This is a genomic window from Pseudomonas sp. Irchel s3a10, from assembly GCF_900187525.1.
Taxonomy (GTDB): Bacteria; Pseudomonadota; Gammaproteobacteria; order Pseudomonadales; family Pseudomonadaceae; genus Aquipseudomonas; species Aquipseudomonas koreensis_G.
On sequence record NZ_FYDR01000002.1, the window covers coordinates 322,450 to 341,639 of the forward strand.

Genomic DNA, 19,190 nt, shown 5'->3' on the forward strand with positions numbered 1-19,190 from the left:
TCAGTCGGCGCGAGGCGGACTGTTCTGCTCGCCGAGGGTCTTGTCGTCGCTGATGGCAATGTGTGCGCCGTTGTCCAGTTTGATCTGGCCGGCGGTCACCACTTGTTCGCCGCTCTGCACGCCCTTGTTGATCATCACCAGGCCATCGCGGCGCTCACCGGTCTCGATGAAACGGCGTTCGGCGATCAGTACCGGCTGGCCCTTGTCATCTTTTTCGACGCTGCCGTCCTCGGCCTTTTTCTGCCCGACCACGTACAGCGAGTTGCCGTACAGGGTGTAGGTGATCGCGCTTTCCGGGACCACGATGTGTTTCTGCGGATCGGGCAGCAACACCTCAAGGCTGGCGAACATGCCCGGCAGCAATTTACCGTCGGGGTTGGCCAGGGTTGCGCGCACCAGAATATTGCGCGTGGTGCTTTCGACAATCGGGTTGATCGCGCTGATGGCGCCGGGAAAGTTCTGCCCGGGATAGGCTGCGACGCCGATCTGCACCGGTTGACCGATCGCCAGTTTCGGCACCGATTGCTCCGGCACATAGAAGTCGGCGTAGAGGCTGCTCAGATCCTGCAGGGTGGCGATTTTGGTGCCGCTGGCGAGGTAGTCGCCGACATCCACCTGACGGATGCCGATAGTGCCGCTGAACGGCGCAAGGATGCGTTTTTTCGCCAGCGAAGCGTTGAGCTGATTGACCGTGGCCTTGTTCTTTTGCAATACGGCGGAGAGACGGTCGTACTCGCCTTTGGAGATCGCGCGGCTGTCGACCAGTTGGCTGCCGCGACCGAAATCCAGTTGTGCCAGTCCCAGGTCAGCCTTGGCGGTTTCCAGCAGAGCGGTCTCGACCGCGCTGTCGAGTTGCAGCAGCGGTTGCCCGGCCTTGACCTTCTGTCCGGATTCGAATTTGAGTTCGGTGACGGTGCCGGCGACTTCCAGGCTCAGCTCGACGCCTTGCAAGGCCTTCAGTGAGCCGACGGTGGGCAAACGCATCTGCCACGGCAGTTCGCTGGCGCGGGCCACGGCGACACTGATCGGCGGTTTTGGTTTGGAGAAGCCCTGGATCATGGTGTAGATCGAAAAGGCTTTGTACCCGCCCAATACCAGGACGACCAGCAAGACAACACCCAACATGATCAGCATGCGGCGACGCAGCATATTTCCAGTTCCTTGGATAAATCAGGTGAGACAGGCGGGCACATTACTCCGAGTCAGGTAGGGATTCCAACTGGCAGTTATTACAGTGAGGACGAATAAAACCCCTGTGGCGAGGGAGCTTGCTCCCGCTGGACTGCGCAGCAGTCCCATGCTTTTGAGTTAAAAAGCGGGGCCGCTTCGCGCCCCAGCGGGAGCAAGCTCCCTCGCCACAGTTACAGCGTTGATTCAGGCCATCAGGTGCAGATGGTTGTCCCAGAGCCCTGCCGGTAATTCCAGCGGTTTGGCCAGCAGTTGATCCTGACGGCAATCGTAGTAGCGGCAACGGCCTTGACCCGAGGTGACGACGAAGCCGTCCTTGACCGCACCGACGCCGGCGCAATCGGGCAGCGGCGCGTCGAGACGCACTTCGCCGCTGTCCAGGTCCCAGATGAAGAAGCGATTGCCACGCGGCGCGGTCAGCGCCACCAGCCGCAGTTCGCTGTGGACCGCGACGCTGGCGGTGTAATGACCCATCGATTGCAACTGATGCTCCGGCACCGGGAACGCCACGAAGGGCTGGCCCGGACGCTTGATCGCCAACAGTTCGGAGCGCTCATGCGAGGCGCCCATGAACTGTTGGCCGGCGACGATGGTGCCGTCGCTGGCAATGCCCAGATGACGCACGCTGTTCATCTGCTGGGAAAGGGTTTCCTTGCTCAGCAGGGGGCCGTCGCGCTGCATCAGCACCAGGCTCGGTTCCATGGCGTTGAGGTTCATGTCGACGCGGCTTTCGGCCTCGGTTCGGATCCCGCCGTTGGCCACCACCAGGGTTTCACCATCGGGCATCCATGACACCTGATGCGGGCCGAGGCCATGGGTGGAAATCTCGCCGCTGTGCACCAGCCGCTCGCCTTCGAACTTGTACACCCCGAGCAGGCCACGCCCCGGATCCGTGGTGTCGTTCTCGGTGGCGTACAGGTATTCGCCGTCCTTGTGCACCACGGCGTGGCCGTAGAAATGCCGGTTCGGCTGCGAAGTCACGGTTTGCAGCAACGTCCCGTCGCGCAGATCGATCAGGTAGCTCTCGGTGCCCGGGCGGCGGGCGACGAACAGCGCGATCGGCAGCGTCGGGTGGTTGATGATGTCGTGGCAGCGCTGGCCGACTTCGGTGGCGAACACCCGAGTACCGTCCAGCCGATAACCGACGGCGTAATGCCTGCCGTCGGTGTCGTCGCGCGCCGAGAGCAACAGCGGGCTCTGATCCTTGCGCTTGAACAGCGTCCAGCCGCCCAGTGTCACTGCTCCCAGCAGCAAACTACCTAAAGTCAGAGCCTGGCGTCGCAGCATGGCACTTGCCCTCATCAGTCACCGTCGTTGGCGTTGAAGCCCAGTTGGATGCCCAGCGCCTTGGCCAGTTCGCCTTCGTGCAGGCGATGGACGACGTTGAGGCTGTCATAGAGATCGTTGAGTTGTTGACGACCGGCGTCGTCCTGAAGCATTTCGGTCAGCGAGCGCTGGCTGCTATCGAACAGTTTCAGCGACGCGGCGTAGGCAGCGTCGATCTTGTCCGCCAACGGTTTCTGCTCGGCCGGCAACAGACCGCGCAGGCCTTTGTTGTCGACGCCTTCCCAAACGGTTTTGGCTGCGGCCAGACTGGCTTGCAGCGCGGTCAGCGACGACTGGCTGCGCCACGCATCAGCCTGGAACGGTTGCGGCACGCCTTTGCTCTGGCGGCCCATTGGCGTGCCGAGTTTTTTCTTCAGGGTGTCGAGTGCGGTGACCTGTACACGCAGCAGATCGGCGATCGCTTCGTGGGAGTCGGCGTAGCGCTGGTTGGGGAACTTGCTCATTTGCGCGAGCATGCCGTCGGTGTTGTTCCAGCTCTGCAGAATCTCTTCGGCCAGTTGCTTCTGACGCTCGCCGATGGCGATCAGCAGTGGGCAGTATTTGGCTTTCTGCTCGGCGTTGGCGACGTCAGGTTTTTCATCGAACAGGATGTACTCGTAAGCCGACAGGCCCTGCACCACGACGCTGGATTTGGCCAGTGCGGCGGCGTCGATCTGCGGTTGCGCGACCACCAGTTGCTCGACCTGACGGCCAACGAGGTTTTTCTTGTCCGGCCAGAACTGCACCTGCCACGAACGGTTGCCCTCGGCCAACGGCCCGATCAGCAACGGTTGCAGCTCGGCCCAGGCTTTCTGCGCGTGCAGGAAGTCGGCGCGGGCGGTTTCCAGGGTTTCCTTGCCCTGGCAGTAGGCGAGGGCGCTCACGGCCAGTTGCTTGTCAGCTTCCACCCAACGGGTGTAGGTCGGCAGGATCACCGATTTGGCGATGGCCGCCGACGTGACCGCTTGCGGGTCCTGCGGCGAGCAGGCGCCGAGGGCGAGTGCAGCAAGGCTGGTGAACAACAACTTGGGACGGAACATGTCGGGCTCCCGATTCTTTTAAGTGTTTAAAGTGAGTTCAAGAACGCCAGCAGCGCGGCACGCTGTTCGGCGTTGAAAGACAAAACCTGTTGCTGCGCCTGCTGCGCTTCGCCGCCATGCCAGAGCACGGCTTCGAGCAGATTGCGGGCGCGGCCGTCATGCAAGAACTGAGTGTGGCCGCTGACTGCCTGCGTCAGACCGATCCCCCACAACGGCGGGGTGCGCCAGTCGCGGCCGGAGGCCTGGAATTCGGTGCGGTTGTCGGCCAGACCATCGCCCATGTCATGCAGCAGCAGATCGCTGTACGGGCGAATCACTTGATTGGCCAGTTCAGGTTCGGCGGCGTTGGCGGCGGTGGTGTATTTCGGTGTGTGACAGGACTGGCAGCCAGCCTGGAAGAACAGATTCTTGCCGGCCAGTACTTGTTCGTCGTTGACGCCGCGACGTGCCGGCACTGCGAGGTTGCGCGTATAGAACAGCACCAGGCGCAGGATGTTGTCGCTGACTTCCGGTTCGCCATCCGGGCCATTGCCGTTGGGTGCCTGTCTGCACGCGGTTTGCGCGTCGGTGCAGTCATCGAAGGGTCTGAGGCTGGTGGTCAGGCCCATATCTCCGGAAAACGCATGGACATTCTGCTGATTGAGATTGGGTTGCCCGGCTTTCCAGCCAAAACGGCCGGCCACGGTTTTATGTAACTCATCGTCCCAGACCCGATTTACGCGACCCTTAATGCCGTTGTTCTCTTTGGCCTGCGCGGCGGCGTTGGCGAGGATCGCTTCTTCGGGAATGGCTTCGAGCAGGCCGAGGCCGATCATCGGCGGCGCGACCCGGGCCGAGAAGCGCGTGTCCGGGTGCATCGGGCCGTAGCCCAACTGAGTGAATTGCAGAACCGGTTTGCGCAGCTCCACTTCGGTGCCGTCCTTGAAGCGGATCGGCACCGGGGTGTACTCGACGCGCACCTTGCCTTCCGGGGTGACCCCGGGCACGGCCATGTCCTGGAATTGGCCGCCGTAGACCGGCTCCGGCACCACGCCGACTTGCTCGATGACTTTGGCATAGGCCGGTGAATCGGGAATCGACAGACGCACCAGCATCGACACCGCGTTCGCCGCATCCGGCGCTGGCGGGTGCCCACGACCATCCTTGATGTGGCAGTTCTGGCAGGCGTTGGTGTTGAACAGCGGGCCGAGGCCATCGCGGGCGGTGGTGGTCGACGGGGCGATCACCCACGGACTGCGGAAGAAGCTGTTGCCGACGCTGAAGTCGACCCGACGCGACGGCGGCAGGTTGGCCGAGGGCAGGGAGAACGCATTCTGATCGGTCTTGCGCACGGTCGCCGCCCCGCCCGAACGCGCTTCACCCGGCTCAGCCTTGGTAAAGCGCGGGGCGTCATCGCAGGCACTCAGGCCCAGGGCCAGAAACAGTGCGGACAAGCGAAGCGGCAGCGAGGGCATCAGACATCCTGCGGACGGGCGAAAACAAAGGCGCAAAGTCTAACAGGGCGAGGGGGTTTGAATAAGAGGAATTATCGTTTGCTTGATATGGCGCAGTGATTTGGAGAAACGCAGTCCCCCCTGTGGGAGCGGGCTTGCTCGCGAAAGCGGTGTGTCAGTCAATTCATCTGTGTCTGACCCAGCGCTTTCGCGAGCAAGCCCGCTCCCACAGGGTTTTGTGTATGGCAAGCATGAAAAAGGCGACCCGGGGGTCGCCTTTTTCAGTCGAACGGGCGTGATCAGAACTCGTGATCAGCGTTGTCCGGGTTCAGGTCGCTGATGCCCAGTTTGCCGGCAGCGGCTTCGATCGAACCGGTCTGCTTGACCAGAGAGGCGATGGCGTCACGTACGATCTGGTTGCCGGCGGTGTTGCCGGCCGCGATCAACTGGTCGTAGTGCTCACCCTTGTTGGCGTGATCGACCATGACCTGGATCTTGGCTTCGGTAGCGGCCAGATCGGCTTTCAGCGCGGTGTCGGCTGCCGGGTCGGCCTTGGCCACCAGCGACGACAGGCTGGCGCCGGTCATTTTGGTGCCGTCGGTGCGGCTGTATTCGCCCAGGTACACGTTACGAATGCCTTTGGCATCGTAGAAGTGCGAGTTGTGGGTGTTGTCGCTGAAGCAATCCTGTTCGTCTTCCGGGGAGTTGGCTTCCAGGGAGACCTTCATGCGCTCGCCTGCCAGTTCGCCCAGCGACAGACTGCCCATGCCGAACAGCATTTTGCGCAGACCGGATTCGCCCGGTTCGGCTTCCAGGGTGGCGCGGTAGTTGTCAGCCACGTTCGGCTTCCAGTTGCCGACCATTTCTTCCAGGTCGCTGACCAGCAGTTGGGTCACGGCTTTCAAGTAAGCACGGCGACGATCGTTGTGACCGCCGGTGGCGCCTGCGCCTTCCAGGTAGTCCGAGGCCGGACGGTTGCCGGCGCCCGGGCCGGTGCCGTTCAGGTCCTGGCCCCAGAGCAGGAATTCAATCGCGTGGTAGCCGGTGGCGACGTTGGCTTCGGAACCGCCCAGCTCGTTGAGACTGGCGAGTTTTTCCGGGGTGATGTCCTTCACGTCGACCTTGTCTTCGCCGACCTGCACTTCAGTGTTGGCGATGATGTTGGCGGTGGCGCCCGGGTTGCCCAGCGCGTGCTCGTAGGATTTGTCGACGTAGTCGATCAGGCCTTCGTCCAGCGGCCAGGCGTTCACCTGACCTTCCCAGTCGTCGATGATGGTGTTGCCGAAGCGGAACACTTCGCTCTGCAGGTAAGGCACGCGCGCAGCGACCCAGGCAGCCTTGGCGGCTTTCAGGGTGTCGGCGTTCGGCTTGGCGAGGAAGGCGTCGACGGCGGTTTGCAGGGTTTTCGCAGTGGATTCGGCATCGCTGTAGACGGCGAAGACCATGTCGGCGTAGTGCGCGACCACAGCCTTGGCGGCGGCTTCATCGACTTTACCGGCAGCGGCAGGTGCTGGCGCGGCAGCGGTGCTGGCGGCTGGAGTCGGCGCGGCCGGGGCGGCAGCCTTGTCTTTGCCTTCGCCGCAACCGGCGAGGGAAATAGCGATGGCCAGCAGACTGGCGGTAGCCAGAGGCATACGAATCATGGCGAACATCCTGCTTCGATAGTTGAGTGGACTCGCGCTGGGGGTGCGCAAAACTGCGACATAATGCAAATCTTTCGCATTATGTGTAAAGGGCTGTGGCTGGAAATATTTCTTATTTACGCCAGTGTGATGGCGCAGATCAAAAGATCGCAGCCTCGTTTCACTCGACAGCTCCTACAGGGGCACGCGATCCCTGTAGGAGCTGCCGCAGGCTGCGATCTTTTGATCTTCTAGAGAATGGCAGCATTGGTGCGTTGGGCTTGCTTGAGGTAGGCCGTCAGCTCCCGGGCAGGCAGCGGCTTGCTGTAGTGGTAACCCTGACCTTCGTGACAGCCTTCGGAGATGATGTAGGACTCCTGCTCGGCGGTTTCCACGCCTTCGGCAATCACTTGCATGCCCAGGCTTTTGCCCAGTTGGATGATCGCGCGAACGATGGTCGCATCGTCGTCGTCATCCAGCAGATCCTGAACGAAGCTCTTGTCGATCTTGATCTTGTCCAGCGGCAGGCTCTTCAGATAACTCAATGATGAATAGCCGGTGCCGAAGTCGTCGATGGCGATCAGTGCGCCGGAGCGGCGCAGGCTCAGCAGATGCTGGGCGGCGGTGCTGATGTCTTCCATCAGGCCGGTTTCGGTGACTTCCAGTTCCAGGCTGCGCGGCGGCAGGCGGTAGATCTGCAGCAGGTTGTTGACCACCCGCGGCAACTCGGCGTGGTGCAGTTGCACGGTGGACAGGTTGACCGCCATGCGCAGATCGACGAAGCCCTGATCGTGCCATTCGCGCAACTGCTTGCAGGCCTGATCCAGCACCCACTCGCCAATGGCGATGATCGTACCGTTCTGTTCGGCCAGCGGGATGAACAAGTCCGGCGGCACCAGACCGTGTTCCGGATGCTGCCAGCGAATCAACGCCTCGACGCCGACCACGCGGTGATCGCGATAGCTGATCTGCGGCTGATAGACGAGGTAGAACTGGTCGCGAATCAGCGCGTCACGCAGGTCTTTTTCCAGCTCGCGACGGCGACGCATCTCGCTGTCGACGCTGGCGATGTAGAACTGATAGCGGTTGCGTGAGCGGGTCTTGGCCAGCGTCATGGTCTGCTCGGCCTTCTGCAGCAGCTTCTCGGTGCTGTCGCCGTCCTCGGGGAACAGTGTGATGCCGATGGTCGCGCGCAGGCGGATTTCCTGATGGTCGAGGGCGAACGCCGCTTCCAGATCATCGAGGATGCTTTGCGCCAGCTCTGCCGCTTCGTAAGGTTGCTCGATATCGGCCTGCACCAGGGCGAACTGGTCGCCGCCAAGGCGGGCGAGGGCGCCGAGGCGACCGCTGTGGGCGCGCAGCCGGTCGGCCAGCGCCAGCAGCAACTGGTCGCCGGTCTGGTAGCTGAACTGCTCGTTGATCCCTTTGAAATCATCCAGCCCCACACACAGCACTGCGACCCGGCGTTGCAGCTTGCCGGCGTCGACCAGAATCTTGTCCAGTTGCTGCTGCAATTGCTGGCGGTTCGGCAGGCCGGTGAGGAAGTCGTACTGAGCCATGCGCAGCAGGCTGTTTTCCGCTTCGTGACGCAGGTGGGTGTTGCGTTCGATGGATTCAAGCAACTGGTTGGCAGTATTGATCCAGATGCCGAGTTCATTCTTTTCGTGACCCTTGAGCTGCGGAATCTTGTGCTCGCTGGGGCGATCGGGATTGATTTCGGTGAGGTGCTCGATGATCCGCGACAGCGGCTTGGTCAGCAGCCAGTGATAGACCAGATACAGCACCAGGCCCATGGCCAGGGCGCGCAAGACGCCGGAAATGAAAATGATCACCGAGCTGACGATGAAACTCTCGCCATAGGTGGCCGTGTCGAGGGTGATGCTCAGGTCGCCGTAATATTCGCTGTATGGGCCGCGACCGACCAGTTGGGTGGTGAAGGTGCGTTCCTGACCGAGAATCAGGTCAGTCAACCAGCGGCTGTTGGAGTGCTGCAACTCACGGGATTTTTGCGCGAGCATCGCTTCGTTGGGATGGCCGATGGACGCCTGGCGCACCGCGTCGTCCTGAAACAGGCCTTCGATCACCTGCATGCCCATTTCCCGGTCCAGGCTGTAGACCGCCTGAGTGGATGGGTCGCGGAACATGTCGAGGATACGCTGGGCGTCGCCGGCCACCGCCTGGCGGGTTTTATAGGCATCGAAAACGATCTGGGCGCAGCTCAAGACCACGCCGACGATCAATGCCGAAAGGAGCACGACCCGGAGCAACTTCACCGACAAGCTGTTCTTGAGTTCCAGCTTCAAAGGGTTATTCCTTGTTCCGTGCGGGTAGCGTCAAGTTGCCATGAGTATTGGCAATCCCGTGTTGGCAGTCAAAGGGACAATCAAGTCCCGAGATATTTGCCCGTGGCGTTGCCGAAATACAACGGCCTGGAGTGTCAGCTCTATTTGTACTGTGTCGGTAGTTTCAGTCCTCAACTTGAGCAGTCCGGAACAAATTTTCGCTGATTTGATGGTAGCCCGCTGTGCAGCCCCGGCAAACGGCGCGCAGCTGCTTTCATGGCAGGAAACAGGCTTTTCTGTGTAGGAGCTGCCGCAGGCTGCGATCTTTTGACGTTGATTGTAAAAAACAAGATCAAAAGATCGCCGCCTGCGGCAGCTCCTACAGAAAGCGAAGGCATAAAAAAACCCGGCCGTAGCCGGGTTTCTTATCTGGCGCGCAGCTTAAGCGGTGAAGGTTTTGCCTTCGAACTGCTCAGCGACGAACTTCCAGTTGACCAGGTTCCAGAACGCTTCAACGTACTTCGGACGCAGGTTGCGGTAGTCGATGTAGTAAGCGTGTTCCCAGACGTCGCAGGTCAGCAGCGGGGTGTCGCCGCTGGTCAGCGGGTTGCCGGCGCCGATGGTGCTGGCCAGGGCCAGGGAACCGTCAGCCTTTTTCACCAGCCAGCCCCAGCCGGAACCGAAGGTGCCGATCGAGGTTTTGCTGAACTCTTCCTTGAACTTGTCGAACGAACCGAAGGCTGCGTTGATGGCTTCAGCCAGTGCGCCGGTTGGTTGACCGCCGGCGTTTGGCGCCAGGCAGTTCCAGTAGAAAGTGTGGTTCCAGACCTGAGCGGCGTTGTTGAAGATGCCGCCCGAGGAAGTCTTGACGATCTCTTCCAGGGTCTTGCCTTCGAACTCGGTGCCTGGCACCAGGTTGTTCAGGTTCACGACATAGGTGTTGTGGTGCTTGTCGTGGTGAAATTCCAGGGTTTCCTTGGAAATGTGCGGCTGCAGGGCATCGTGTGCGTAAGGCAGCGGCGGCAATTCGAAAGCCATGATGATTCTCCTAATCAGGTCTGTTGCGGTGAGCGCAAGGCCGATCACGGGCGGCCAGAAATGCACCGACGAGTTTTTACTCTTTGCGGCGCAGGGTTCGGATCATAGCACCGGGGTCAAGGCTTAACCACGCAACAACTGTGTGGGATAGAGGTTCCAGAGCCTTTTGGAATAAATCAGTTGGCGATAATCAATTGGCCCGCCACCGTGAACATCATCACTGCCACCAGAAGATCAAGAATCCGCCAGGTACTCGGCCGCGCCAGCCACGGTGCAAGCCATGCCGCACCAAGGGCGAGGGTGAAAAACCACAGCAGCGAAGCACTCGCCGCGCCCACGACATAAGCCCCCGGTACTGACTGCTGCGCACCGAGGGAGCCGATCAGCAATACGGTATCCAGATAAACGTGCGGGTTGAGCAGCGTCACCGCCAGCGCGCTGAGCATCACCGCGCGCAACGAGCGTACGGTGTGGTTTTCACCCTGATCCAGACTCTGTTTCGAGAACGCCCGGCGCAGCGCCTGGCTGCCATACCAGATCAGAAAGACGGCGCCGCCCCAGCGTGCCACCGCGAGCAATGTCGGGTTCTGCGCCAACACGGTCGCCAGGCCGAATACGCCCGCAGCAACCAGTAACGCATCGCAGGCGACGCACAGCGCGGCGACGGGCAGGTGATGTTCGCGGCGCAAGCTCTGCGCCAGCACAAAAGCGTTCTGTGTACCGATCGCCATGATCAGCCCCAACGCCACCAGCAATCCGTTCACATAGCTTTGCCACATAAAGAGTTACTCCGCTTTGGCTGCCAGATCGCGCAGTACTTGCATGGCGCGCTCGGCGTCGGCCTGACCGACAAACAAATGATCGTGGTAGTAACCGGCGATCACGTTGCAACTGATTCCGGCCTTGCCCAGCGCGCTGGCGAACGCGGCGGTGAGGCCGACTGCTTCCAGTGCCGAATGCACGTTGAGGGTGATCCACGCCGCGACATAATCGAAACTGAACCCGGCGAGTTCAGCCTGGGAGCGTTCGAGGATCACGGTCAGGCCTTCCTGTTCGCGAAAGCTGCCGACAATCTCTACACCGCTCGGCAACTGGTCGTCACGCAGGGTGCAAAACACATATTCGCCGGCGTTGAGCTGCGGGCTCATGCTGCGCAGCAAGGTCGTGAGTGAGGTTTCGCCAGCCATTGCAGTGTTCCTTGATAAAAAGTGCTTGCTGGCTATTCTCCGGTCGAAAGCGGTATAAGAAAAACCAATAGTGCTGATCGCTCATTAGGAAAACTGATGTTCGACTACAAATTACTTTCCGCGCTGGCCGCCGTGGTCGAACAGGCCGGATTCGAACGCGCCGCGCAGGTTTTGGGCTTGTCGCAATCGGCGATTTCCCAGCGGATCAAATTGCTGGAAGCGCGGGTCGGCCAACCGGTTCTGGTACGCGGCACGCCGCCATCGCCGACCGAGATTGGCCGGCGCCTGCTCAACCATGTGCAGCAGGTGCGCCTGCTCGAACGTGACTTGCAGACCCTGGTGCCGGCGCTCGACGAAGAGGGGCTGCCGGAACGTCTGCGCATCGCCATCAACGCCGACAGCCTCGCCACCTGGTGGGCCGAAGCCGTGGGCGATTTCTGCGCCGAACAGCATTTATTGCTGGATCTGGTGGTGGAAGATCAGACCGTCGGCCTCAAGCGCATGCGTGCCGGGGAGGTTGCGGCGTGTGTCTGTGCCAGTGAACGCCCGGTGGCCGGTGCGCGCAGTGTGTTGCTCGGGGCGATGCGCTATCGGGCGCTGGCCAGTCCGGCGTTTATCGAGCGGCATTTCCCCGACGGCGTGCGCGCCGAGCAGTTGCCGCGCACGCCTGCGCTGGTGTTCGGCCCGGACGATTTTCTCCAGCATCGCTACCTCGCATCCCTGGGCGTCGATGGCGGATTCGAGCACCACTTGTGCCCGTCCTCCGAAGGATTTGTGCGCCTGACCGAAGCCGGGTTTGGCTGGGGACTGGTGCCGGAACTGCAAGTGCGCGATCAACTGCAACGCGGCGTATTGCGCGAACTGTTGCCAGATAAACCGATCGATGTGCCGTTGTACTGGCATCATTGGCGCAATGGCGGTCAGTTGCTGGCCTTGCTGACCGAGCAATTGCTACGTTCTTCACCGCGCTGGCTGGTGCCCTTGGGCTGACGGTCAGCGTCAAGACAGACGTATCAGGTAAACGAAAGACATCGGAGCGTTACATGAAAATTCTGGTCACCGGCGCAAGCGGCTTCATTGGCGGACGCTTTGCGCGTTTCGCTTTGGAGCAGGGCCTGGACGTGCGGGTCAACGGTCGCCGGGCCGAAAGCGTCGAGCATCTGGTGCGCCGTGGCGCCGAGTTCGTTCCGGGCGATCTCACCGATGCGGACCTGGTGCGCGAGCTCTGCGCCGACGTCGACGCCGTGGTGCACTGCGCCGGCGCCGTTGGCTTGTGGGGGCGCTATCAGGACTTTCATCAGGGCAACGTGCAGGTCACCGAAAACGTCGTCGAAGCCTGCCTCAAACGGCGCGTGCGGCGGCTGGTGCATCTGTCGTCGCCGTCGATCTATTTCGATGGCCGCGATCACCTCGGCCTGACCGAAGAGCAAGTGCCCAAGCGCTTCAAACATCACTACGCGGCGACCAAATACCTGGCCGAGCAAAAGGTCTTTGGCGCACAGGAATTCGGTCTGGAAACCATCGCCCTGCGCCCGCGTTTCGTCACTGGCGCCGGCGACATGAGCATCTTCCCGCGCCTGCTGAACATGCAGCGCAAGGGGCGTCTGGCGATCATTGGCGACGGTCTGAACAAGGTCGACTTCACCAGCGTGCAGAACCTCAACGAAGCGCTGCTCAGCAGTCTGCTGGCAGCCGGTTCCGCATTGGGCAAGGCCTACAACATCAGCAATGGCGCGCCGGTGCCGCTGTGGGATGTGGTCAATTACGTGATGCGCAAGATGGAAGTGCCGCAGGTCAGCAAATACCGTTCGTACGGCCTGGCCTACAGCGTTGCGGCGCTCAACGAAGGCGTGTGCAAACTCTGGCCGGGACGCCCGGAGCCGACCCTGTCGCGGTTGGGCATGCAAGTCATGAAGAAAAATTTCACCCTCGACATCAGTCGCGCCCGGCATTATCTGGACTACGATCCGAAAGTCAGCCTGTGGTCGGCCCTCGACGAGTTCTGTGGCTGGTGGAAAGCCCAGGACATCCGTTGATACAAGTCGCCCGGCCGGCAATGAACCGCACTGTCGCTTGAGGGTCAATCCCTGCGGCTGCGGCGGTTATACTTCGCAGCATTTAGCCATCACCGCGTTCCACAAAGGTTGCCTCAATGTCCATGCGTAACGATGCCAACGACGATTTCGACGATGTACCGAGCCTGCGGGCCGACACCTTTGACGACGATGACATTCCGCCCACCGCCCGCACCTCCGTGCACTCGCGCACGCCGCCGGTGGTCAAGGTCAAGGCCGCGAGTACCGGGCCGCTGTGGGCGCTGGTCGGCGCATTGTTCTTTGCCTTCATCGGTCTGGCCTGGTGGAGTTTCCAGCAGATCTCGTTGATGGAGCAGCAATTGGTCGCGACTCAGGAAAGCTTTGCGCGCATCAGCGAGGAAGCGGCGGGACGCCTGCAGGACATTTCCGGCAAGGTGGTCGCCAGCCAGAGCAACGTCAACAGCGACAGCGAAGCCCTGAAGCTGCAGATCAAACAGCTGGAAACCCAGTTGCTGGATCAGAGCAAACAGCAGCAAGGCGTGGTCGGTCAGACCAGCGATCTGGATAAGCGTCTTGCGCAGATGACCGCGCAGACCACCGAACAACAGAACGCCAATACCCAGTTGCAGGCTCAGGTCAAAGCCTTGAGCGCCGAACTGGCAACCCTGAAAAGCGCCCCGGCCGACACCGGCAAGGTCGATGCCCAGCTCAAGAGTTATGACGCCCAACTGAAAAGCCTCGGCGCTGATATCACCGCGCTGAAAAAGCAGGGCAACCCTAGCGCGGCGATCGAGCGCCTGGAGCAGGAAATCGTCGTCCTCAAGAGTGAACAGGACAATCGCCCGGCCGCTGCCCAGGGTGGCGGCAATACCGCCGAGTTCGACGCATTCCGCGGGCAGATGACCCGCAACATCAACACCCTGCAGGCGCAGATCCAGAACCTGCAGCAGCAGATCAATGCCCGGCCGTAGGACCTGACTCAGGAACCTTTGTGGCGAGGGAGCTTGCTCCCGCTGGAGTGCGAAGCGCTCCCCTGCTTTCGTTCAGGTAGAGCGCATTTGCAGGTTTTGCGACTGCTTCGCAGCCGAGCGGGAGCAAGCTCCCTCGCCACAGGAAATGCGGCAACTTCCGGATTCATCTTCGACCTCCGTCCGACCCCAAGCCGTCTACGCTCTTGAAACACCAACAAGAACGAGGGATGCGTTATGGGGTTTTTGCATAAAGTGGCGTGGTTCGGGGTGATGCTTTTTGTGGGGGCAGGGCAGGTCAACGCCGCCACACAAAAGGACGACAGCAAGGCTGCCATCGCTTTGCTGGAAAAGGCGCTGGCCTATTACCACGACAATGGCGACAAGGCCTTCGCCGCGTTCAGCCGTCAGGGTGAGTTCGTCGACAAGGATCGCTATGTGTTCGTGGTCGACACCAAAGGCGTGATGCTCGCCAGCGGTGGGCCGTCCTCAGCCTTGATCGGCCGTGACGTCAGCGAAGTGCTTGCGCCGGATTTGCAGAAAGCCTTCAAGGACGCCTTGCTGGTGCCGGAAGGCAACGGCATCCAGCAAGCCGAATACCGCTGGCAGAACTGGGCGGACGGCAAGGTCGAGCGCAAGCATGTCTACTATCAGCGCATCGGCCAGCGCATTCTGGCAGTCGGTTATTACCTGCCGCGTGCATCAGCCGAGCAGGCCAAGGCACTTCTCGACAAGGCTGCAACCGATCTGGGGAAAAACGAGAAGGGCACCCTGACGGCCATCAACTCGCTCAAGGGCGGTTACCTGCAGGATGACCTGTATGTATTCGTGGTCGATCTGGATACCCAACGCTACGTTGCCCACGGCACCAACCTGCGCTTGATCAACACGGATTTCAGCAAGATCAAGGATCCGGAAGGCAAACCGGTGGGCGAGCCGATTCTGGCGCTGATCGCCAAACAGGATGACGGCGAATACGAATACCGCTGGAAAAATCCGGTGACCGGCAAGGTCGAAGACAAGCACGCCTACCTGAAGAAGGTCGGGCATTTTCTGGTGGCGGTGGGTTACTACAGTCCTTGAGTGAAACATTCGCTACTGTGGGAGGGGGCTTGCTCCCGAAAGCGGTTCGTCATTCAGCAAAGATGTTGGCTGATCCACCGCTTTCGGGAGCAAGCCCCCTCCCACAGGGTTTTAAGGTGTTGCTGTTATTTGGCGCCATGCTCGCGCCCGCGCAACAGGTTGTTCGGCATCGCAATCGCGGCCGCCAGCCCCAGCAATGACACCGCGGTACTCACCCACAGCAGATGCCGGAAGGTCACCGAGAGCTCGGCGCGCAAGGCGTTCTGCGCATCGCCTGGTGCGGCGTTCAAACCGTCGAGCAGCACGTTGCCCGAATGCCCCTCGCTGAGCAGCGAGTTGCTCGCCAGATGGGCAAAACTCGAATCCTGCAACAAGGCCAGCAACAACGCCGACATCAACGCCACACCCACCGCGCCACCCAGTGAACGGAACAGGTTGGTGGTGCTGGTGGCGACGCCGATGTCGCGTTGCTCCACCGAGTTCTGCGTACCGACCAGTGAAGTCGGGAACTGCATGCCGCCGGCAATCCCGCTGAGCAGCATGAACACGCCACTGAGCAACGTCGCTTCCGGTGGACTGAAGGCCATGCCGAGAATCGACAGCGGCATCAGGATCGCGCCGGTCAGAATCTGCGGTTTGTAGCGCCCGGTGATCGACGTGCGCCGGCCGGCGAAATAGGCACCGATCGGCAAGCCCATGGCCAGCGGTAACAGATGCAGCGCGGCACTATCGGCCCCGGCGCCGGTGACACTCTGAAAGCGCAGCGGTATCAACACGATCAGCGAAATTGCCTGAAAACTGGTAAAGAAAATCGTGCACCAGCACAGCAACGCATTGCGGTTGGTGAACAGGTGCATCGGCAGCAGCGGCTCGCGCGCCCGGCGTTCATGCCAGACGAACACCGCCAGCACCAGCACCGCACAGGCGAACAGGCCAAGCACCTCGCTGCTGCGCCACGAATGCCCCTGGCCGACCTGGGTGATGGCCAGCAGCAGGGCGGTCAAACCAATGATCATCAACAGCGTGCCGAGGTAATCGATGATCGGTTTGCGCTGCGGAATCGGCAGCCCGCGCAGATTGCGATTGGCAACCCACCAGGCGCCCAGCCCCAGTGGCAGATTGATCAGAAATACCCAGCGCCACGACAGGTATTCGGTCATGTAGCCGCCGAGCACCGGCCCGGCGACGCTGGCCACCGCGTACATGCTGCTGAAGTAACCCTGATAACGGCCGCGTTCGCGCGGCGGGACGATGTCGCCGATGATCGCCTGACTCACCGAGATCATCCCGCCGGCACCGATGCCCTGGAGAATCCGCGCCAGTACCAGTTGTTCCATGCTTTGCGCCATGCCGCAGAACAGCGAGGCGAGGGTGAACAGGCCCATGCCAAACAGCATCAGTTTGCGTCGCCCGTACAAATCGCCGAGCTTGCCGTAGATCGGCACCGCCACGGTCATTGCCACCATGTACCCGGAAATCACCCAGGCCAGCAGGCTGACGTCCTTGAATTGGGCAGAGATGGCGGGCATCGAGACGGCGACGATGGTCTGGTCCAGCGCGCCGAGAAAAATCGCCATCATCAACGCGACCAGCACGCTGCGAATGGCCGGTTTGGGCGTTTCAGGGTGATTGAGATTGGTCACGGGCGAGCCTGCGGGCAGTGATGGACCCGCACGGCCATTGCGCGCGGGTGGATGCTCGCCAGTGTAAGTCGGTAGCAGGCTATTCGATAGCCTCGTACGGAAGTCCGACGTAATTTTCTGCAATGGTTTTTCGACCGGCTTCTGAACTGACAAAGTAGTCCAGTTCCGAGGCGCTGATGCGCTGGCTGAAATCATCGTGCTCGTCGAAGCGGTGCAGCATCGAGGTCATCCACCAGGAGAAACGTTCGGCTTTCCATACCCGGCGCAGGCAGATTTCCGAGTATTTCTCCAACAAATCGATGCGGCCGTCGCGATAAACCTTCAGCAGAATGTTGAACAACGTGCTGACATCGCTGGCGGCCAGGTTCAGGCCCTTGGCGCCGGTGGGCGGCACAATGTGCGCGGCATCGCCGAGCAGAAACATCCGCCCGTACTGCATCGGCTCGACGACAAAACTGCGCAGCGGCGCGATGCTTTTTTCAATCGACGGGCCGGTCACCAGTTTTTCGGCAAGCTCGGCGGGCAGGCGGGTTTTCAGCTCAGCCCAAAAGCGCTCGTCGGACCAGTCCGCGACGTTTTCTTCAGCCGGTACTTGCAGGTAGTAACGGGTGCGCGTGGCCGAACGCATGCTGCACAGGGCGAAGCCGCGTTCATGCCGGGCGTAGACCAGTTCTTCGTGCACCGGCGGGGTGTCGGCGAGAATCCCCAGCCAGCCGAACGGATAGACCCGTTCGAAGATCTTCAGGCAGTCCTCCGGAATCGACTGCCGGGCGACGCCGTGGAAACCATCGCAACCGGCAATGTAATCGCAATCGACGCGCCAGGTTTCGCCATCCTTTTCGAAGGTGACAAACGCCTCGTCGCTTTTCATGCCGTGAGGAACGACATGGCTCACTTCATAAAACGACAGTGCGCCGGCCTCCCGACGAGCGGCCATCAGGTCGCGAGTGACCTCGGTCTGACCGTAAACCATGACGGTTTTGCCGCCGGTCAAACCCTGCAGATCGATGTGCGCCAGACGTCCATCCAATGCCAGATCGAAGCCGGAGTGCACCAAGCCTTCGGCATCCATGCGTGCGCCTACGCCGGCCTGGCGCAACAGCTCTACCATGCCTTGTTCAAGCACGCCGGCGCGAATCCGCCCGAGGACATAGTCGGGTGACTGGCGTTCGAGAATCAGGGTGTCGATGCCGGCGTTGTGCAGCAACTGACCGAGGAGCAATCCGGACGGACCGGCGCCAATGATGGCGACTTGGGTTTTCAGCGTTTTCATTGTTTTTATGACTCGCAAGCTTCACGCGACAGAAGGCGGTGAATGATTTTTATGGATCGAGTGCTTGCATTTTTCCCTTGCGGGTCTGTCAATTGAAGGTGAAAACTGAGCCGATACCTGTACATTCTGCCAATCGGTGCGATTATCGCCCGCAACCTCGAGGCCTGGATTGAAGTGATGAACAAGCCTGCCCTGCCTTCGATTCCGGTGTTCAAGCTCTACGGTGAAAGCCTGGACTGGCCGACCCCTGACTTGCTGCACTGTGAAACCATTTCCAAACGCAGCCGCGAACATCAATGGGAAATCAAACCCCACCGCCACGCCGATTTGTGCCAGTTGCTCTTCGTCTTCAAAGGTCAGGCAGAGCTTGAAATCGAAGGTCAACGCACGCAGCTCAACGAACCCGCCATACAAGTCCTGCCACCGTTGTCGGTGCATGGCTTTCGTTTTTCCGAGGACGTCGAAGGATTCGTTGTCACCCTCGCCAACCCGCTGATCAATCACCTGCAGGCGCAACTGGGCAGTTCGGTGCACGCACTGGCCCAGGCCGAGCACTACCCGGCGGGCCAGGACGCGGAGTACCTGAACAGTCTGTTTTCAGCGTTGCAGGCCGAGTACAACGGCCATCAACCCGCGCGGGAAATGCTCATGCATTCGCTGGTCAGCGTGATCATGGTCTGGGTCAGCCGACAGGCGCTCGTGCGCCATAACGCCAGCCAGCGGCCGCAACGACAGCGCGAATACCTCAACGGGTTCATTCAATTGGTGGAGGAGACGTACCGCCAGCATGTGAAGGTCGAAGACCTGGCCCATCGCCTGGGGATTTCGGTGTCACACCTCAACGGCACCTGCCGCGAACTGGCCGGGCAGCCGGCGCTGCAGATCATGCACGAACGCCAGTTGCTGGAAGCCAAACGTTTGCTGACCTACACCAGCATGACCATTTACGAGATGTCGGAGCTGTTGGGGTTTTCCGATCCGACCAACTTCACGCGCCTGTTCCGGCGCAGGGTGGGGATTTCGCCAAAAGCCTTTCGCGACCGTCTCAAGGCCGAGCTGTGATCCTGTAAA

16 protein-coding genes are annotated in these 19,190 nt (G+C 60.9%); 5 read left to right on the forward strand and 11 right to left on the reverse strand.

Going from position 1 to position 19,190, the window contains the following annotated elements:
- The 9 genes from CKW11_RS07040 to CKW11_RS07080 all read right to left on the reverse strand — a co-directional run bounded on the left by CKW11_RS07040 (position 1) and on the right by CKW11_RS07080 (position 11,116).
- The gene (locus tag CKW11_RS07040) at positions 1–1,149 is read right to left on the reverse strand and encodes an efflux RND transporter periplasmic adaptor subunit (protein WP_095136973.1); all 1,149 of its coding nucleotides are present in this window, start codon (positions 1,147–1,149) and stop codon (positions 1–3) included.
- Between the two features lie 225 nt (positions 1,150–1,374).
- Positions 1,375–2,475, reverse strand: coding sequence for a DUF1513 domain-containing protein (locus CKW11_RS07045; RefSeq protein ID WP_095136974.1), 1,101 nt, complete (start codon positions 2,473–2,475; stop codon positions 1,375–1,377).
- Positions 2,476–2,489: 14 nt separating this feature from the next.
- A complete protein-coding gene (locus CKW11_RS07050) occupies positions 2,490–3,554 on the reverse strand; it encodes an imelysin family protein (protein ID WP_095136975.1) in 1,065 nt (354 codons plus the stop codon).
- Between the two features lie 26 nt (positions 3,555–3,580).
- Positions 3,581–5,008 carry a di-heme oxidoredictase family protein gene (locus tag CKW11_RS07055; RefSeq protein WP_095136976.1) on the reverse strand — a complete coding sequence of 476 codons (1,428 nt, stop codon included), beginning with the start codon at positions 5,006–5,008 and terminating at the stop codon, positions 3,581–3,583.
- Between the two features lie 278 nt (positions 5,009–5,286).
- A complete protein-coding gene (locus CKW11_RS07060) occupies positions 5,287–6,630 on the reverse strand; it encodes an imelysin family protein (protein WP_095136977.1) in 1,344 nt (447 codons plus the stop codon).
- A 230-nt stretch (positions 6,631–6,860) separates the two neighbouring features.
- Entirely contained in the window at positions 6,861–8,912 is a 2,052-nt protein-coding gene (locus CKW11_RS07065; protein ID WP_027612474.1) for a bifunctional diguanylate cyclase/phosphodiesterase, read from the reverse strand.
- A gap of 420 nt (positions 8,913–9,332) precedes the next feature.
- Positions 9,333–9,929, reverse strand: coding sequence for a superoxide dismutase (locus tag CKW11_RS07070; protein WP_003227660.1), 597 nt, complete (start codon positions 9,927–9,929; stop codon positions 9,333–9,335).
- Between the two features lie 176 nt (positions 9,930–10,105).
- Positions 10,106–10,708: a LysE/ArgO family amino acid transporter gene (locus CKW11_RS07075; RefSeq protein WP_027612476.1), complete on the reverse strand. Its 603-nt coding sequence runs from the start codon at positions 10,706–10,708 to the stop codon at positions 10,106–10,108.
- 6 nt (positions 10,709–10,714) lie between these two features.
- Positions 10,715–11,116, reverse strand: coding sequence for an ACT domain-containing protein (locus CKW11_RS07080; protein WP_095136978.1), 402 nt, complete (start codon positions 11,114–11,116; stop codon positions 10,715–10,717).
- Between the two features lie 96 nt (positions 11,117–11,212).
- Between CKW11_RS07080 and CKW11_RS07085 the strand changes: the two genes are divergently transcribed.
- From CKW11_RS07085 to CKW11_RS07100, 4 genes are all read left to right on the forward strand, one after another.
- Positions 11,213–12,106 (forward strand): LysR family transcriptional regulator ArgP, encoded by an 894-nt coding sequence (locus CKW11_RS07085; protein WP_095136979.1) that lies wholly within the window; start codon positions 11,213–11,215, stop codon positions 12,104–12,106.
- A 53-nt stretch (positions 12,107–12,159) separates the two neighbouring features.
- Positions 12,160–13,152: an NAD(P)-dependent oxidoreductase gene (locus tag CKW11_RS07090; RefSeq protein WP_095136980.1), complete on the forward strand. Its 993-nt coding sequence runs from the start codon at positions 12,160–12,162 to the stop codon at positions 13,150–13,152.
- Between the two features lie 116 nt (positions 13,153–13,268).
- The gene (locus CKW11_RS07095; RefSeq protein WP_095136981.1) at positions 13,269–14,123 is read left to right on the forward strand and encodes an ATPase; all 855 of its coding nucleotides are present in this window, start codon (positions 13,269–13,271) and stop codon (positions 14,121–14,123) included.
- 234 nt (positions 14,124–14,357) lie between these two features.
- Complete coding sequence (locus CKW11_RS07100) at positions 14,358–15,203, forward strand: cache domain-containing protein (protein WP_095136982.1); 846 nt, start codon at positions 14,358–14,360, stop codon at positions 15,201–15,203.
- A 125-nt stretch (positions 15,204–15,328) separates the two neighbouring features.
- Here the strand turns inward: CKW11_RS07100 and CKW11_RS07105 are convergent, their stop codons facing one another.
- Both CKW11_RS07105 and pobA read right to left on the reverse strand, forming a co-directional pair.
- Complete coding sequence (locus tag CKW11_RS07105) at positions 15,329–16,846, reverse strand: MDR family MFS transporter (RefSeq protein WP_095136983.1); 1,518 nt, start codon at positions 16,844–16,846, stop codon at positions 15,329–15,331.
- A 79-nt stretch (positions 16,847–16,925) separates the two neighbouring features.
- A complete protein-coding gene (gene pobA, locus CKW11_RS07110) occupies positions 16,926–18,119 on the reverse strand; it encodes a 4-hydroxybenzoate 3-monooxygenase (RefSeq protein WP_095136984.1) in 1,194 nt (397 codons plus the stop codon).
- A 177-nt stretch (positions 18,120–18,296) separates the two neighbouring features.
- On the opposite strand from pobA, the gene CKW11_RS07115 reads away from it, so the two are divergent.
- Complete coding sequence (locus tag CKW11_RS07115; protein WP_095136985.1) at positions 18,297–19,181, forward strand: helix-turn-helix domain-containing protein; 885 nt, start codon at positions 18,297–18,299, stop codon at positions 19,179–19,181.
- The last annotated feature ends 9 nt before the right edge of the window (positions 19,182–19,190 follow it).

Bases quoted from the DNA above. Each gene is read 5' to 3' on its own strand.
- CKW11_RS07040 (WP_095136973.1), bottom strand. From the start codon at position 1,149: ATGCTGCGTCGCCGCATGCTGATCATGTTGGGTGTTGTCTTGCTGGTC.
- CKW11_RS07045 (WP_095136974.1), bottom strand. From the start codon at position 2,475: ATGCTGCGACGCCAGGCTCTGACTTTAGGTAGTTTGCTGCTGGGAGCA.
- CKW11_RS07050 (WP_095136975.1), bottom strand. From the start codon at position 3,554: ATGTTCCGTCCCAAGTTGTTGTTCACCAGCCTTGCTGCACTCGCCCTC.
- CKW11_RS07055 (WP_095136976.1), bottom strand. From the start codon at position 5,008: ATGCCCTCGCTGCCGCTTCGCTTGTCCGCACTGTTTCTGGCCCTGGGC.
- CKW11_RS07060 (WP_095136977.1), bottom strand. From the start codon at position 6,630: ATGATTCGTATGCCTCTGGCTACCGCCAGTCTGCTGGCCATCGCTATT.
- CKW11_RS07070 (WP_003227660.1), bottom strand. From the start codon at position 9,929: ATGGCTTTCGAATTGCCGCCGCTGCCTTACGCACACGATGCCCTGCAG.
- CKW11_RS07075 (WP_027612476.1), bottom strand. From the start codon at position 10,708: ATGTGGCAAAGCTATGTGAACGGATTGCTGGTGGCGTTGGGGCTGATC.
- CKW11_RS07080 (WP_095136978.1), bottom strand. From the start codon at position 11,116: ATGGCTGGCGAAACCTCACTCACGACCTTGCTGCGCAGCATGAGCCCG.
- CKW11_RS07085 (WP_095136979.1), top strand. From the start codon at position 11,213: ATGTTCGACTACAAATTACTTTCCGCGCTGGCCGCCGTGGTCGAACAG.
- CKW11_RS07090 (WP_095136980.1), top strand. From the start codon at position 12,160: ATGAAAATTCTGGTCACCGGCGCAAGCGGCTTCATTGGCGGACGCTTT.
- CKW11_RS07095 (WP_095136981.1), top strand. From the start codon at position 13,269: ATGTCCATGCGTAACGATGCCAACGACGATTTCGACGATGTACCGAGC.
- CKW11_RS07100 (WP_095136982.1), top strand. From the start codon at position 14,358: ATGGGGTTTTTGCATAAAGTGGCGTGGTTCGGGGTGATGCTTTTTGTG.
- pobA (WP_095136984.1), bottom strand. From the start codon at position 18,119: ATGAAAACGCTGAAAACCCAAGTCGCCATCATTGGCGCCGGTCCGTCC.
- CKW11_RS07115 (WP_095136985.1), top strand. From the start codon at position 18,297: ATGAACAAGCCTGCCCTGCCTTCGATTCCGGTGTTCAAGCTCTACGGT.